Annotated in this window: 13 protein-coding genes; 7 read left to right on the top strand and 6 right to left on the bottom strand. The window is 73.6% G+C overall.

The window, feature by feature from the left end; translation table 11 throughout:
* Nucleotides 1-100: 100 nt before the first annotated feature.
* Nucleotides 101-511, top strand: coding sequence for a (2Fe-2S) ferredoxin domain-containing protein (locus AB0E14_RS00725; protein ID WP_362409809.1), 411 nt, complete (start codon nt 101-103; stop codon nt 509-511).
* 46 nt (nt 512-557) lie between these two features.
* On the opposite strand, the gene AB0E14_RS00720 is transcribed toward AB0E14_RS00725, so the two are convergent.
* The gene (locus AB0E14_RS00720) at nt 558-893 is read right to left on the bottom strand and encodes an ArsR family transcriptional regulator (RefSeq protein ID WP_362409807.1); all 336 of its coding nucleotides are present in this window, start codon (nt 891-893) and stop codon (nt 558-560) included.
* 92 nt (nt 894-985) lie between these two features.
* Between AB0E14_RS00720 and AB0E14_RS00715 the strand changes: the two genes are divergently transcribed.
* Entirely contained in the window at nt 986-1,975 is a 990-nt protein-coding gene (locus tag AB0E14_RS00715; RefSeq protein WP_362409805.1) for a zinc-binding dehydrogenase, read from the top strand.
* Nucleotides 1,976-2,061: 86 nt separating this feature from the next.
* On the opposite strand, the gene fdhD is transcribed toward AB0E14_RS00715, so the two are convergent.
* The 5 genes from fdhD to AB0E14_RS00690 are packed head-to-tail and all read right to left on the bottom strand — an operon-like array spanning nt 2,062 to nt 8,709.
* Entirely contained in the window at nt 2,062-2,910 is an 849-nt protein-coding gene (gene fdhD / locus AB0E14_RS00710) for a formate dehydrogenase accessory sulfurtransferase FdhD (RefSeq protein ID WP_362409803.1), read from the bottom strand.
* Nucleotides 2,911-2,914: 4 nt separating this feature from the next.
* On the bottom strand, nt 2,915-3,775 hold the full coding sequence (locus tag AB0E14_RS00705) for a 2Fe-2S iron-sulfur cluster-binding protein (RefSeq protein WP_362409801.1): 861 nt from the start codon (nt 3,773-3,775) through the stop codon (nt 2,915-2,917).
* Entirely contained in the window at nt 3,772-5,796 is a 2,025-nt protein-coding gene (locus tag AB0E14_RS00700; RefSeq protein ID WP_362409799.1) for an NADH-ubiquinone oxidoreductase-F iron-sulfur binding region domain-containing protein, read from the bottom strand. Before AB0E14_RS00700 ends, AB0E14_RS00705 begins: the two co-directional genes overlap by 4 nt.
* Nucleotides 5,777-7,735 carry a molybdopterin-dependent oxidoreductase gene (locus AB0E14_RS00695; protein ID WP_362409797.1) on the bottom strand — a complete coding sequence of 653 codons (1,959 nt, stop codon included), beginning with the start codon at nt 7,733-7,735 and terminating at the stop codon, nt 5,777-5,779. The genes AB0E14_RS00700 and AB0E14_RS00695 overlap by 20 nt, the downstream gene beginning before the upstream one ends.
* Complete coding sequence (locus tag AB0E14_RS00690) at nt 7,732-8,709, bottom strand: 2-dehydropantoate 2-reductase (RefSeq protein ID WP_362409795.1); 978 nt, start codon at nt 8,707-8,709, stop codon at nt 7,732-7,734. The genes AB0E14_RS00695 and AB0E14_RS00690 overlap by 4 nt, the downstream gene beginning before the upstream one ends.
* 257 nt (nt 8,710-8,966) lie before the next feature.
* On the opposite strand from AB0E14_RS00690, the gene AB0E14_RS00685 reads away from it, so the two are divergent.
* The 5 genes from AB0E14_RS00685 (at nt 8,967) to AB0E14_RS00665 (ending at nt 13,865) form a co-directional block, all read left to right on the top strand.
* Entirely contained in the window at nt 8,967-9,929 is a 963-nt protein-coding gene (locus tag AB0E14_RS00685) for a beta-ketoacyl-ACP synthase III (RefSeq protein WP_362409793.1), read from the top strand.
* Between the two features lie 130 nt (nt 9,930-10,059).
* Complete coding sequence (locus AB0E14_RS00680; protein WP_362409791.1) at nt 10,060-10,737, top strand: GntR family transcriptional regulator; 678 nt, start codon at nt 10,060-10,062, stop codon at nt 10,735-10,737.
* A 285-nt stretch (nt 10,738-11,022) separates the two neighbouring features.
* Nucleotides 11,023-11,757 (top strand): hypothetical protein, encoded by a 735-nt coding sequence (locus AB0E14_RS00675; protein ID WP_362409789.1) that lies wholly within the window; start codon nt 11,023-11,025, stop codon nt 11,755-11,757.
* Nucleotides 11,758-11,837: 80 nt separating this feature from the next.
* On the top strand, nt 11,838-12,482 hold the full coding sequence (locus AB0E14_RS00670; RefSeq protein ID WP_362409787.1) for a class F sortase: 645 nt from the start codon (nt 11,838-11,840) through the stop codon (nt 12,480-12,482).
* A 201-nt stretch (nt 12,483-12,683) separates the two neighbouring features.
* On the top strand, nt 12,684-13,865 hold the full coding sequence (locus tag AB0E14_RS00665) for an ROK family transcriptional regulator (RefSeq protein WP_362409785.1): 1,182 nt from the start codon (nt 12,684-12,686) through the stop codon (nt 13,863-13,865).
* Nucleotides 13,866-14,128 lie beyond the last annotated feature (263 nt).

Genomic DNA, 14,128 nt, shown 5'->3' with positions numbered 1-14,128 from the left:
CCCTGGTCAAGATCAACGGTCCCGCTACCGTTGCCTCCATGCCCGCACGAGCCCTCGGCCCCAGCGCACGCCTCGCCCCGCACCCCCTGGACGGTCCCGCGTGACCCCGGTCCCGATACGGTACGGCGCCCGTCCCTGCTCCCTGGTGGTCTGCCGCGGCTGCTGCTGCGGCGACGCGGGCAAGAACCCCGGCGTCGACCACGCCGGCCAGCTGGCCCGGCTGCGCCACGCGGCCGCCGAGTCCGGGGGCCGGCTGTCCGTCCGCACCAGCGACTGCCTCGGCCCCTGTGCCCAGGCCAACATCGTCGTCGTCCAGCCCTCCACCGAGGGTCGTCGCAGAGGCGGGCGCGCCGCCTGGATCGCGTTCGTCACCGACGAGGACTGCCTGGACGACATCCTGGCCTGGACGGCAGCGGGCGGCCCCGGCCTCGCCGAGCCCCCGCCCACCCTCACCCTCCAGATGATCGACCCGCCCGCCCCGAAGCCCACCCCGACCGGCCGCCGCCGCTGACGTGGCCTGGCCTGACCCCTGCCCCCCCCGCACTGGCGGTGAGGCGCTAGCTCCGGTCCGCGCGCAGGACCAGCGCCAGCAGGCCCGGGAAGCGGGCCTCGAACTCCGTCTGCCGGAGGCGGTTGACGCGGCGGGGGCCCTCGTCGCGTTGTTCGACGAGGCCTGCCCCGCGCAGGACGGAGAAGTGGTGGCTGAGGGCCGCCTTTCCGACGGGTACGTCGAAGCTGCCGCAGCTCCGTGACCACTCGGCCGAGTCCGCCAACTCCCGTACGAGGGTGAGGCGTACGGGATCGGCGAGGGCGGCGAGGGCGGTCTCGACCGGGACCTCGTCGGGGTGGGTGTGCTCGGGGGCCGCCCGGTGACCGGTGGCGCGCTGCGTCATGCTCCGCTGCCTTTCCCTTGCCGACTGTTCGATGAAAACCATACACTCGCGACTGTTCGCTTTTCGTTGAACAGTCGAGCCAGGGGTGTGGCATGCGCGCGATCGAGTTCGAGCAGACCGGTGGTCCCGAGGTCCTGCGTACCGTGGAGGCCGCCGTGCCCGAGCCGGAGCCCGGGCAGGTGACCATCGATGTCGCCTACGCCGGGGTGAACTTCGCCGACCTCAAGGCGCGCGCCGAGGGCTACCGGGTCCCCGCCCTGCCGTACCGCCCCGGCCTGGAGGCCTCGGGACGGATCAGGGCGCTCGGCGCGGGCGTCACAGGACTGAGCGTCGGCGAGCAGGTGACCGCACTGACGGACGGCGGGGCCTACGCGGAGGTGGCCCTCGCCGACGCCACCACCGTCTTCCGGCTCCCGCCCGGCATCGACCCGCGGACCGCCGCCACGCTGCCCACGGTCCTGCCCACGGCGTACGCCCTCGTCCACACCGTGGGCCGGATCCGGCCCGGCGAGAGCCTTCTCGTGCAGGGCGCGGCCGGCGGCATCGGCACCGTGGTCGGCCAGCTGGCGAAGGCCGCCGGCGCGGGCGCGGTCTACGGCGTGGTCTCCTCCGAGGCCAAGGCCGACCACGCGCTCGCCCACGGTTACGACGAGGTCTTCGTCGGCGCGTTCGAGAAGGCCGTCCGGGACGCGACCGGCGGACGCGGCGTCGACCTGGCGCTCGACCCGGTCGGCGGCGACACCTTCCGCGCCGCCCTCGCCTCGCTCGCGGTCTTCGGCCGCCTGGTCTCCTTCGGCAACGCGGGTTCGGCCGAGCCGTGGCAGGTCGGGCAGCCCGAGCTGTACCCGACGGGTCTGAACGTCGGCGGCTTCTCGATCCTCTCGCTCGCGCGGACCGCCCCGGCCGAGCTGCGCGCCCTGGCCGAGCGGGCTTTCGCGACGGTCGCGGACGGCACGGTGACCCTGCCGGTCACCGCCGAGTTCCCGCTCGCGGAAGCAGCCGAGGCGCACCGGCTGATGGGCGCGCGGGCGAGCACCGGCAAGCTGCTGCTCACGGTCGCCGGGGAAGCCGCCGGAAGCTGACAGCGGCGGGAGGGTGCGGGACCGGCCGGCGCAGGGGGCGCTCCCCGCCGGCCGATGGCCCGACCCGTGCGGCGGGCGGCGCCCGGTCAGCCGTGCGCGGCCGCGGCCCCGAGGGCGATCCGGTGCTCGCCCGCGTACACGTTCATGTCCTGCCCGCGCAGGAAGCCGACCAGCGTCAGGCCCGTCTCCGCGGCCAGGTCCACCGCCAGCGAGGACGGCGCCGACACCGCCGCGAGCACCGGGATGCCCGCCATCACCGCCTTCTGCGCCAGTTCGAACGAGGCCCGCCCGGAGACCAGCAGGACCGCCCGGGACAGCGGAAGGCGCCCGTCGCTCAGGGCCCGGCCGACGAGCTTGTCCACCGCGTTGTGCCGGCCCACGTCCTCCCGTACGTCCAGCAGCTCGCCCTCCTCCGAGAACAGCGCCGCGGCGTGCAGGCCCCCGGTCCGGTCGAAGACCCGCTGGGCGGCCCTCAGCCGGTCGGGGAGGCGGGCCAGGAGCTCGGGCGTCAGCCGGACCGGGGGAGCGTCGGCGATCGGGAAACGGGCCGTGGTGCGCACCGCGTCCAGGCTGGCCTTGCCGCACAGCCCGCACGACGACGTCGTGTACACGTTCCGCTCGAGCGTGATGTCGGGGACGGGCACACCGGGCGCCAGCTGGACGTCCACCACGTTGTACGTGTTCGTCCCGTCGTCCTTGGCGCCGGCGCAGTACACGATGTTCCGCACGTCCGAGGCGGCGCCGAGCACACCCTCGCTGACCAGGAACCCGGCCGCGAGCGCGAAGTCGTCGCCCGGTGTGCGCATCGTGATCGCGAGCGGCCGGCCGTTCAGCCGGATCTCCAGCGGCTCCTCGGCCACCAGCGTGTCCGGGCGCTCGTTGACGGCCGCGCCCCGGATCCGGATGACGCGCCGTCGTTCGGTGACCCGTCCCATGTGGTTACACCCGATTCTGTACGTGCTGGAAGCCGAAACGGCCCTTGATACAGAGGTTGCCATGGGTCACCGGGTTGTCGTGCGGTGAGGTGACCTTGACGATCTCGTTGTCCTGAACATGCAGGGTGAGGTTGCAGCCCACCCCGCAGTACGCGCAGACCGTCGTCGTCGCCGTCTGCGCGGCCTCGTCCCAGGTGCCGTCCGCCCGCATGTCGAACTCGCGCTTGAAGCTGAGCGCGCCGGTCGGGCAGACCTCGACGCAGTTGCCGCAGTACACGCACGCGGACTCGGTCAGCGGCCCGTCGTGCTCCACGGCGATCCGGGCGTCGAAGCCGCGCCCGGTCACCGAGATCGCGAAGGAGTTCTGCCACTGCTCCCCGCACGCGTCGACGCACTTGTAGCAGAGGACGCACTTGTCGTACTCGCGCACGTACAGGTCGTTGTCGACGCGCGGCGCCTCCCCGAGCCGGCGCGCCTCGGGGCCGAAGCGGTCGGGCTCCGCCCCGTACTCCTTGAGCCACTCGGCCGCGCCCGGGGTGGTCGACAGGTCCACCGAGGAGGCGAGCAGCTCCAGGACGACCTTGCGGCTGTGCCGGGTCCGGGCGGTGTCGGTACGGACGACCATCCCCGGCTCGGCTCGGCGCGAGCAGGCCGGGGCGAGGGTCCTGGCGCCCTCGACCTCGACCACGCACAGCCGGCAGGCGTTCTTCGGGGTCAGCGTGTCGCCGTGGCAGAGCGTCGGCACGTCCGTGCCCGCCGCGCGGCAGGCGTCGAGGATCGTCGCGCCCTCGGGGACCCGGACGGGCGAGCCGTCGAGGGTGAACTCCAGCAGCCGGCGGGGCGGGGCGAGCGGAACGGTGGTCATCGGTAGACCCCCAGTCGGTCGATGGCGGATTCGACGGCGTTCCACGCGGTCTGGCCCAGACCGCAGATCGAGGCGTCGCGCAGGGTCTGCCCGACCTCGCGCAGCAGGGCGAGGTCGGCGGAGGCCGCCGCGCCGGTACGGTCCTTGATCCGGTGCAGCGCCTCCTCCTGGCGGACCGTGCCGACCCGGCAGGGCACGCACTGACCGCAGGACTCGTCGCGGAAGAACTCGGCGATCCGCAGCAGGATCCGCGGCAGGTCCACCGACTCGTCAAGGACGAGGACCACCCCCGAGCCGAGGGTGGTCCCCGCGGCCCGGGTGCCCTCGAAGGTCAGCGGGATGTCCAGCTCGTCGGGGCGGACGAAGCCGCCCGCCGCCCCGCCGAGCAGGACCGCGCGCAGGGAGTCCGGCGGCCCGGCGAGGTCGAGCAGCTCGCCGAGGGCGGCGCCGAACGGGAGCTCGTACACACCCGGTCGGGTGACGTGGCCCGAGACGCAGAAGAGCTTGGTCTCGGCGGCCCGGAAGGCCTCGGCGCCCCGGGTCAGGATCGGGAGCACGTTCACCAGGGTCTCGACGTTGTTGGCGGCGGTGGGCTTGCCGAAGAGGCCCTTCTCGACCGGGAACGGCGGCTTGGACCGGGGCTCGCCGCGATAGCCCTCGATCGAGTTGAACAGGGCTGTCTCCTCGCCGCAGATGTACGCGCCCGCCCCGCGCCGGATTTCGATGTCGAAGGCGAAACCGCTGCCGAGGACGTCGTCGCCGAGGAGCCCGCGGGCGCGGGCCTCGTCGAGGGCGTGGGCGAGTCTGTCGTACGCGCGCGGGTACTCGCCCCGCAGATAGAGGTAGCCGCGCCCGGCGCCGACCGCGTACCCGGCGACGGTCATCGCCTCCACGAGCGCGTAGGGGTCGCCCTCCATCACGACCCGGTCCTTGAAGGTGCCCGGCTCCGACTCGTCGGCGTTGCACACGACGTAGTGGGGGCCGTCCGGCTGGGCGGCGGTCGCCTGCCACTTCCGCCCCGTCGGGAACGCGGCCCCGCCCCGGCCGACGAGCCCGGACTCGGTGACCTCCCGGATCACCCCGGCGGGTCCGAGCGCGAACGCCCGGCGCAGCGCCGCGTAGCCGCCGTGCGCCCGGTAGTCGTCCACGCTCGACGGATCGACGACCCCGACGCGCGCGAGGAGGGTGAGCCCGTGCCGCCCCGCCTGCGGGACGGCCATGACGGCGTCCGCCTCGGGTGCGGCGGCCTCGGGATGCCGGGTGGCCCGGGCGAGCGTCGCGACGTCGGCCGGCGCGACGACGCGGGCCAGGCGGGTGGGCGGGGAGTCCGGTGGTGAGGTCGGGGTCGGGGACGGGGGCGACGGTGAGGGCGGTGCGGTGGGCGCCAGGCCGCTCAGCGCGCCGAGCAGCGCGGTGCCGGGTCCGGGCAGCGCCGTCAGGGGATCGGGTGGAACGGTGCCGGTGCCGAGTGGCTGCGTGCCGGGGGCCGGCAGCGCCGCCCCCGGGTCGGGCGGTGGCGCGGACAGGGGCCCGTCCTCCCGTTCGTCGACCCCCGCCCGTACCAGCAGCGCCGCCGGGGCCCGTTCGCACAGGCCCAGGCACGGGCTCGGCTCGAAGGCGACGCCCTGTGCCGTCAGACCGGACGTCAGGGCGTCGGCGCCGCGCGCCGCGCACGCCAGGTCCGTGCAGACGTGGAGGACCTGCGCCGGGCGCGGGCGCACCGCGAACATGGCGTAGAACGTGGCCACCCCGTACGCCTCCGCCGGCGGCACCGTCAGCCGCCGGCACAGATAGGCCAGGCCGCCTTCACTGATCCACCCGACCCGGTCGTTGAGCGCGTGCAGCCCCGGGAGCAGCAGGTCCCGGCGCTCGCGGGCCTCCCGTCCGCCCCGCGCCCATCGCAGGTCGCCCGCCGAGCGGTCGTCCGCGCCCTCCCACGCCGACTCCGGCGGACCGAGGACCGTGTCGACCGCCTCCCGCTCCTCGTCCGACGGCTTGGCGTCACCGAAGCGCAGATCCATCGAAGCCCACCCCCTCGCTCGTCCCGATCCGCTCGATCCGCTCGATCCGTATCGCCGACGCCTTGAACTCCGCCGTCCCCGCGATCGGGCAGTTCGCCTCGATCGTCAGCTGGTTGGTGTCCACCTCGTCCGGAAAGTGCATCGTCATGAAAGCGAGGCCCGGCCGCAGCGCGGGGTCCACCCACACCGGTGCCACCACCGACCCGCGCCGCGACGTCACGCGGACCTCCTGGCCGACCGCGACCCCGTACCGCTCCGCGTCCTCCGGGCACAGCTCCACGTACTCCCCGCGCCGCAGCGGCGAGGCGAAACTCCCGCTCTGCACGCCCGTGTTGTACGAGTCCAGTCGACGCCCGGTCGTCAGCCTGATCGGATACCGCTCGTCCGTCAGATCGACGGGCGGATCATGCCGCACCAGACCGAACGACGCTCGTGGACCCCGCTGTTCGGGGTCGGACTCCCACAACCTGCCGTGCAGGAAGGACGGTTCGATCCGCTCCAGGTCGGGACAGGGCCACTGGATCCCCTGGTGCTCCTCCAGCCGGTCGTACGTCATGCCCCAGTGGTCGGGGGAGAGCGCCCGCAGCTCGTTCCAGACCGCCTCGGCGTCCGGGTACGCCCACTCCTCGTGGCCGAGCCGCCGGGCCAGTTCACAGATGATGTCGATGTCCTCGCGGGCCTCGCCCGGCGGCCGCACCGCCTTCCGTACCCGCTGTACCCGCCGCTCGCTGTTGGTCGTGGTGCCGTCCGTCTCGCACCAGGCCGCCGTCGCCGGCAGGACCACGTCCGCGAACTCGGCCGTCCTGGTGAGGAAGATGTCCTGCACCACCAGGCAGTCCAGCTTCGCGAGCCGCGCCATCGCCTGCGCGCTGTCCGCCTCCGACTGCGCCGGGTTCTCACCCACGCAGTACACGGCCCGCAGCTCGCCGCTCTCCATCGCCTCGAACATCTCGGTGAGCGTCCGCCCGTAGCGCGGCTGGATGCGCGTGCCCCAGAGGGACTCGAACTTCGCCCGCACCCCCGCGTCCAGGATGTCCTGGAAGCCGGGCAGCCGGTTGGGGATGGCGCCCATGTCACCGCCGCCCTGCACGTTGTTCTGGCCGCGCAGCGGCTGCACCCCGGAGCCGTACCGCCCCACATGCCCGGTCAGCAGCGCCAGGTTGATCAACGCCCGCACATTGTCCGTGCCGTTGTGGTGCTCGGTGATGCCGAGCGTCCAGCACAACTGCGCCCGCTCGGCCCGGGCGAGGGCGTGCGCCAACTCCCTTATCGCGGGCGCCGGTACGCCCGTCACCTTCGAGGCCGCCGTGAGCGTCCAGGGCTCGACCAGCTCCCGGTACTCCTCGAAGCCGCTGGTCGCCCGCTCCACGAACGCCCGGTTGTGCAGGCCCGCGTGGATGATCTCGCGGCCGACGGCATGGGCGAGCGGGATGTCGGTGCCGACGTCGAGGCCGAGCCAGCTCTCGGCCCACTCGGCGGTCGAGGTGCGGCGCGGATCGACCGCGTACATCCGCGCCCCGTTCCTGATCCCCTTCAGGACGTGCTGGAAGAAGATCGGATGCGCGAAACGGGCGTTGGAGCCCCACATCACGATCACGTCCGTGTGCTCGATCTCCTCGTACGAGGACGTGCCGCCGCCCGAGCCGAAGACCGCCGAGAGGCCGGCGACGCTCGGCGCGTGGCACGTCCGGTTGCAGGAGTCGACGTCGTTGGTACCCATCACCACGCGGGCGAACTTCTGCGCCACGTAGTTCATCTCGTTGGTGGCCCGCGCGCAGGAGAACATCCCGAACGCGCCCCGCGCCGCCCGGAAGCCGGCCGCCGCGTGCTCCAGTGCCTCGTCCCAGCTCGCCGGACGCAGCGGCCCGCCCTTCTCGTCCCGGACGAGCGGGTGGGTCAGCCGGGTGTACGTCTTCGGGTCGCGGTTCCGCTTCTTCATGTCGTGCTCCTGGACTGGTTCGCGAGCAGGTCCGACAGGGCGTGGACGGTGTGGAGCGTGGGCACCGGCACAGCGGTGACGGCCGCGAGTTCCACCACGGCCGCGAGGAGCACGTCCAGCTCCAGTGGCTTGCCCGCTTCCAGGTCCTGGAGGGTCGAGGTGCGGTGGTCGCCGACCCGCTCCGCCCCGGCGAGACGGCGCTCGACGGAGATGTCGGGCCGGCAGCCGAGCGCCGCGGCGACGGCCAGGGTCTCGTGCATCATCTGCTCGATCACCTGCCGCGTACCGCCGTGCAGGCACATCTGGCGCATCGTCGCCCGGGCGAGCGCGCTGATGGGGTTGAAGGAGATGTTGCCGAGCAGCTTGATCCAGATGTCGTGCCGCAGCTCCGCCTCGACCGGGCACTTCAGCCCGCCGGCGCGCATCGCCGTCGCGAACGTCCGGCACCGCTCGGACGCCGAGCGGTCGGGCTCGCCGATCGAGAACCGGGTGCCCTCCAAGTGCCGGACGACGCCGGGGCCGCTCAGTTCGGTCGCCGCGTAGACGACGCAGCCGATGGCGCGTTCGGGGGCGAGGACGGCCGAGACGGCGCCGCCGGGGTCGACGCTCTCGACCCGGTGGCCGTCGTGCGGGCCGCCGTGCCGGTGGAAGTACCACCAGGGGATGCCGTTCTGGGCGGCGACGACCGCCGTGGTGTCGTGCAGGAGCGGCGCGACGAGCGGCCCGCACGCCGCGTACGCGTGGGCCTTGAGGCCCAGGAAGACGTAGTCGACGGGGCCCACGTCGGACGGGTCGTCGGTGGCGTGCACCCGGGCGGTGAAATCGCCGCGCGGGCTCTCGACCCGCACGCCGTGCCGCTTCATGGCCGCGAGATGCGGTCCGCGGGCGATCAGATGGACGTCGGCGCCCGCGCGGTCGAGCGCGGCTCCGACATAGGCGCCGATCGCACCGGCGCCGAGTACTGCGACCTTCACGTGCGGATCTCCGTTCGGTCGAGGGAACCGTTCGAGGAAGCCGTTCGAGTGGACCGGTCGAGGGGACCGGAAGGGAAGTGTCGACGAAATATTGTCTACAGTATGGAGGGGTGGTCGACAAGGGGCGCGGAACGTCCGTTGTCATGGTCTCCCAACACCTACGGGCGAATCTTGGTGGTTTACGTGCCTGGTTACCCATCAGTCGCTGGTCAGGATGGGAGGTCCTGCTTCCACTTGAACCCAAGGGGGTCCCGGGCATGACGGGCACTCGTATCGCCGCGCTCGGGCACTACCAGCCCGCCAAGGTGCTCACCAACAGCGACCTGGCCGAGCTCGTCGACACCAGCGACGAGTGGATCAGCAGCCGCGTCGGCATCAGGACCCGTCACATGGCCGGACCCGACGAGCCGGTCGACGAGCTGGCCGCGCACGCCGCCGGCAAGGCGCTCGCCGCCGCCGGCCTCGGCGCCTCCGACATCGACCTGGTCCTCGTCGCCACCTCCACGGCGATCGACCGCTCGCCCAACACCGCCGCCCGCGTCGCCGCCCGGCTCGGCATGGCCTCGCCCGCCACCATGGACCTCAACGTGGTCTGCGCGGGATTCACGCACGCCCTCGCCACCGCCGACCACGCGATCCGGGCGGGCGGCGCCCGCCGCGCCCTGGTCATCGGCGCCGACAAGATGACCGAGGTCACCGACTGGACGGACCGTACGACCTGCGTCCTCGTCGGCGACGGCGCGGGCGCGGCGATCGTCGAGGCGACGGGGGACGACGAGGCCGCGCGAGGTGCCGCGCCCGGCATCGGCCCGGTGCTGTGGGGCTCCGTCCCGGAGATGGGACACGCCGTCCGGATCGAGGGCACGCCGCCGCGCTTCGCGCAGGAGGGCCAGTCCGTCTACCGCTGGGCCACCCAGCAGCTGCCCGCCCTGGCCCGCCAGGCCTGTGAGCGTTCCGGGCTCGCGCCCGAGGACCTGGCCGGGGTCGTACTGCACCAGGCCAACCTGCGGATCATCGAGCCGCTCGCCGCCAAGATCGGCGCGGTCAACGCGGTGGTGGCCCGGGACGTGATCGAGTCGGGCAACACCTCGGCCGCCTCCATCCCGATGGCCCTCGCCAAGCTGGTCGAGCGCGGGGAGCTCCCGTCCGGGGCGCCGACCCTGCTCTTCGGCTTCGGCGGGAACCTCTCGTACGCGGGACAGGTCGTCCGGGTCCCGTAACTCCCCCTGGCGGCCGTGGGGTTGTTTCGGCCGAGATCGCGGAGCGGTCGCATGCCTGGACATGTGCGTCGGTAGACTGTAGACGATAGCCAATCCAGGGTGATCGCCTACGGCGTACGAGGGGGCCGCGATGTTGTCCGCAGGACTGCCGCAAGGGGCCGTGCCCCGGCTGGAGCGGCCGGGGCCGCTGCGCGACCGGGTCTACGAAGCGCTGCTGGAACTCATCACGACCCGCGCCCTGCGCCCCGGTCAGCACCTGGTCGAGAGCGAACTCGCCGGCCACCTCGGTGTCTCCCGCCAGCCCGTGCGCGAGGCGCTCCAGCGGCTGAACACCGAGGGCTGGGTCGACCTGCGGCCCGCGCAGGGCGCCTTCGTCCACGAGCCGACCGACGAGGAGGCCGACCAGCTGCTCTCCGTCCGTACGCTCCTGGAGGCGGAGGCCGCCCGGCTCGCCGCCGCGAACTCCGGCTCGGCCGGGATCGCCGCCCTGGAGGAGCTCTGCGCACGGGGCGAGCAGGCCGTGGCGGACGACGACGTCGACCTGGCGGTGGCGACGAACGCGGCCTTCCACGCCAAGGTCATGGAGCTGGCGGGGAACGTCGTGCTCTCCGAGCTGGCCGGCCAGGTCGACCGCCGCGTCCGCTGGTACTACACGCCGGTCGCCCGGCAGCGCGGCGAGCAGTCCTGGAAGGAGCACCGGCAGCTGATCGCGGCGATCGCGGCCCGCGACGAGACCCGCGCGACGACCGTCATGCGCGCCCACACCGAGCACACCCGGGCGACCTACCGGGAGCACAGCCAGGGCTGAGCGGGGCGGCCACGGGGCCATGGGGATGGTTGCGCCTGATGCCTGATGCCTGACGTCGGACGCCTGATGCCGGACGCCTGACAGTCGATGACCGATGGCCGACGGTGGGCAAGAGCTGCCAAGGGCCGTTCGGGCCGTGGGCGTTGTGTCCCTTCCCCCGTTCGGCGGAGCCCGGTGGCGACGGCCCCGGGCCCGTCCTAGCTTCGGACGGGTCGAGGGTCGTCTCGTACCGCACGCGGAACCGTCCGCCGCGCACCCTCGCGTGATCGGGAGGAGCGATCGGCCATGCGCGCGATACGCGGTGCCGCAACGGCTCTGCTCGCCACCGCCGCCCTGTGCCTCGCCGCGCCGACGGCCGGGGCGGTGGACGACGTGCCGTGGATCGACATCCCGCTGAGCGACGGCGGTGCAGGCAGCGGCGGTACGGCTGACGGTGGCGGTACGACTGTCGGCGCCGGTACGGGCGACGGTGGCGGTACGGCCGACGGTGGCGCGGGCGACGGCGCGGTCGGTGGCGCCCCCACCGGAGAGGGAACCGGACACGACATCACCTCCTTCGGCTTCTCCGTCTCACCCGCGACGGTCGCCCCCGGCGGCACCGTCACGCTCACGTCCGACGGCTGCGAGGTCGGCTCGGTGACCGTCACCTCCGGGATCTTCGACACCGTCACGCTCAAGGAAGGCCGCGCGGGCACCGCGACCGTCGACGTCGAGGCCAAGGCCGGCGCCGAGTACCAGGTCACCTTCGACTGCAAGGGCGAGAAGGGCACCACCCCCCTCACCATTGTCGGAGACGCGACGGGCGGCCACACGACGGGCGGCCACGCGACGGGTGGCAAGGACGGCGGAACCACCACGGACACCGGCGCGCACAAGGGCGTCAAGGCGGGCTTCGGCGGCGGCGCCGACGCCATGGGCGCCACCGAGGCCGTCATGGGCGGCGTACTGATCGCAGGCGCGCTCGGCGCGGGCGGCGTCCTGCTGGCACGGCGCCACCGCCGCGCCGGCGACCGCGCCTGAAACAGCTCCTCCGCCCTGGGGTGACGAGGTCCGGGGTGGAGGAGCGCCATCGCGTACAGCGGGAACCGGGAGCGCACATCGTGCACGGGTCGAACGGGCCGTCCAGGCGTGGCGCGTGGGGCGTCGTCATCGTCGTCCTGCTCGTCGGCGTCCATCTCGTGCGGGGTGGCACGCAGGGGTGGGTGACTGGAGGCCCTCCGCAGCCGCCGACCGCCGCGGCGCCCGTCCACGCCGCCGCGCTCGCGCCCCCGGGCGCCCCCGATCCGCTGCCCGCCTCCCGGCCCACCCGGGTGCGCGTGCCCGCCGTCCGTGTCGACGCGCCCGTCACCCCTGTCGGCCTCGACGCAGAGGGCTGGATCGACACCCCGCCCGCGCACGAGGCGAACCTGGCCGGCTGGTTCACCGGCGCCGTCACGCCGGGGGAGAAGGGCACGGCGGTCCTCGTCGGCCATGTCGACACCCCGGACGGACGGGCCGTCTTCTACGAACTCGGCGCACTGGCCAAGGGGCACCGGGTCGAGATCGTCCGGCAGGACGGCAGGACCGCCGTCTTCTCCGTGTACGGCACCGAGGTCGTCCCCAAGGACGGCTTCCCGGCCGAGCGGATCTACCGGGCGGGCCCGCACCCCGAGCTGCGGGTCATCACCTGCGGCGGAGGCTTCTCGCGGCAGCGCGGGTACGACGGCAACGTCGTCGTCTCCGCCCGACTGGTCGAGGTGCGCTGACCTGGTCCGCCGACCGTTCGCCGAGCCCGGCCGGTCCACGGTCGCGGCGCGCCTTTGTCCTTCTCCGGGAAAAAGTCTGCACGGATCCGTGCGCGACTTCTTCCCAGCCCCGGACGCCACTGCTACGTTCCCCTCGAAAGCCCGGCGGAGAGCCGACCGAAGGGCTTCGCCGACCGGCTAGGGGAGGGGCGCGTGAGACGCATGACCGCACGACCCGCCAACGCGCACCAGGCGCGACTGCTGCGCCTGTTGCGTGACGGGGGCCCCAACTCCCGCGCACAGCTCGGCGATCAGATCGACCTGTCCCGCTCCAGGCTCGCCGTCGAGGTGGACCGGCTCCTCGACACCGGCCTCGTCGTCGCGGACGGCCTCGCCGCCTCGCGCGGCGGCCGCCGGTCGCACAACATCCGGCTTGCCCCCGAACTCCGCTTCCTCGGCGTCGACATCGGTGCCACGTCCGTCGACGTGGCCGTCACCAACGCCGAGTTGGAGGTGCTAGGACATCTCAACCACCCGATGGACGTCCGCGAGGGCCCCGTCGCCGTCTTCGAGCAGGCCCTCGCCATGGCGGCGAAGCTGCGCGCCTCCGGGCTCGCCGAAGGGTTCGACGGCGCCGGTGTCGGCGTCCCGGGCCCGGTCCGCTTCCCCGAGGGCATCCCGGTCGCGCCCCCGATCATGCCCGGCTGGGACGGCTTCCCCGTGCGGGAGGCCCTCAGCCAGGAACTCGGCTGCCCGGTCATGGTCGACAACGACGTGAACCTCATGGCCATGGGCGAGCAGCACGCGGGCGTCGCCCGCTCGGTCGGCGACTTCCTCTGCGTCAAGATCGGTACCGGCATCGGCTGCGGCATCGTCGTCGGCGGAGACGTGTACCGCGGTACGACGGGCAGCGCCGGCGACATCGGGCACATTCAGGTGGAACCGGACGGCCGCGCCTGCGCGTGCGGCAACAAGGGTTGCCTGGAAGCCCACTTCAGCGGCGCCGCCCTGGCCCGCGACGCCGAGGACGCGGCGCGCGCGGGCCGCTCCGAGGAGCTCGCCGTACGCCTCGCGGCGGTCGGCGCGCTCACCGCCGTCGACGTCGCCGCGGCGGCCGCCGCGGGGGACGCCACCGCGCTCGCCCTCATCCGTGAGGGCGGCAACCGGGTCGGGCAGGTCATCGCCGGACTCGTCAGCTTCTTCAATCCCGGTCTGGTGGTGATCGGCGGCGGGGTCACCGGCCTCGGTCACAACCTCCTCGCCAGTGTCCGCACCCAGGTCTACCGCCAGTCCCTCCCGCTGGCCACCGGCAACCTTCCCATCGTCCTCGGCGAGTTGGGCCAGACCGCCGGCGTCATCGGCGCGGCCCGGCTCATCAGCGACCACCTCTTCTCCCCGGCGTAGCCGCCTCCGGCGGCCCTGCACCACCGGCGGTCCGCGCCCCCAACCGGCCCGCACCCGCACCCGCCCGCACCCACTCCCACCTGGCGCGCGAACTCGCACCCGCCGAGCGCTCGCCCCCTTCCCGCAAGCGCTCGCCCCGTACCCGTAAGCGCTCACCCGCACCGGCACCCACCCGCACCGGCATCCACCCGCACCGGCACCCACCCGCACCGGCACCCGCCCGCGCCCACCGCGCCCGTACCGCCGCAGTCAGCACCCGCTCA

It is taken from the genome of Streptomyces sp. NPDC047981, assembly GCF_040653315.1.
Lineage (GTDB): Bacteria > Actinomycetota > Actinomycetes > Streptomycetales > Streptomycetaceae > Streptomyces.
This window is presented reverse-complemented; position numbering and strand designations above follow the sequence as displayed.

Bases quoted from the DNA above. Each gene is read 5' to 3' on its own strand.
- AB0E14_RS00720 (WP_362409807.1), bottom strand. From the start codon at position 893: ATGACGCAGCGCGCCACCGGTCACCGGGCGGCCCCCGAGCACACCCAC.
- AB0E14_RS00715 (WP_362409805.1), top strand. From the start codon at position 986: ATGCGCGCGATCGAGTTCGAGCAGACCGGTGGTCCCGAGGTCCTGCGT.
- fdhD (WP_362409803.1), bottom strand. From the start codon at position 2,910: ATGGGACGGGTCACCGAACGACGGCGCGTCATCCGGATCCGGGGCGCG.
- AB0E14_RS00705 (WP_362409801.1), bottom strand. From the start codon at position 3,775: ATGACCACCGTTCCGCTCGCCCCGCCCCGCCGGCTGCTGGAGTTCACC.
- AB0E14_RS00700 (WP_362409799.1), bottom strand. From the start codon at position 5,796: ATGGATCTGCGCTTCGGTGACGCCAAGCCGTCGGACGAGGAGCGGGAG.
- AB0E14_RS00695 (WP_362409797.1), bottom strand. From the start codon at position 7,735: ATGAAGAAGCGGAACCGCGACCCGAAGACGTACACCCGGCTGACCCAC.
- AB0E14_RS00685 (WP_362409793.1), top strand. From the start codon at position 8,967: ATGACGGGCACTCGTATCGCCGCGCTCGGGCACTACCAGCCCGCCAAG.
- AB0E14_RS00680 (WP_362409791.1), top strand. From the start codon at position 10,060: ATGTTGTCCGCAGGACTGCCGCAAGGGGCCGTGCCCCGGCTGGAGCGG.
- AB0E14_RS00675 (WP_362409789.1), top strand. From the start codon at position 11,023: ATGCGCGCGATACGCGGTGCCGCAACGGCTCTGCTCGCCACCGCCGCC.
- AB0E14_RS00665 (WP_362409785.1), top strand. From the start codon at position 12,684: ATGACCGCACGACCCGCCAACGCGCACCAGGCGCGACTGCTGCGCCTG.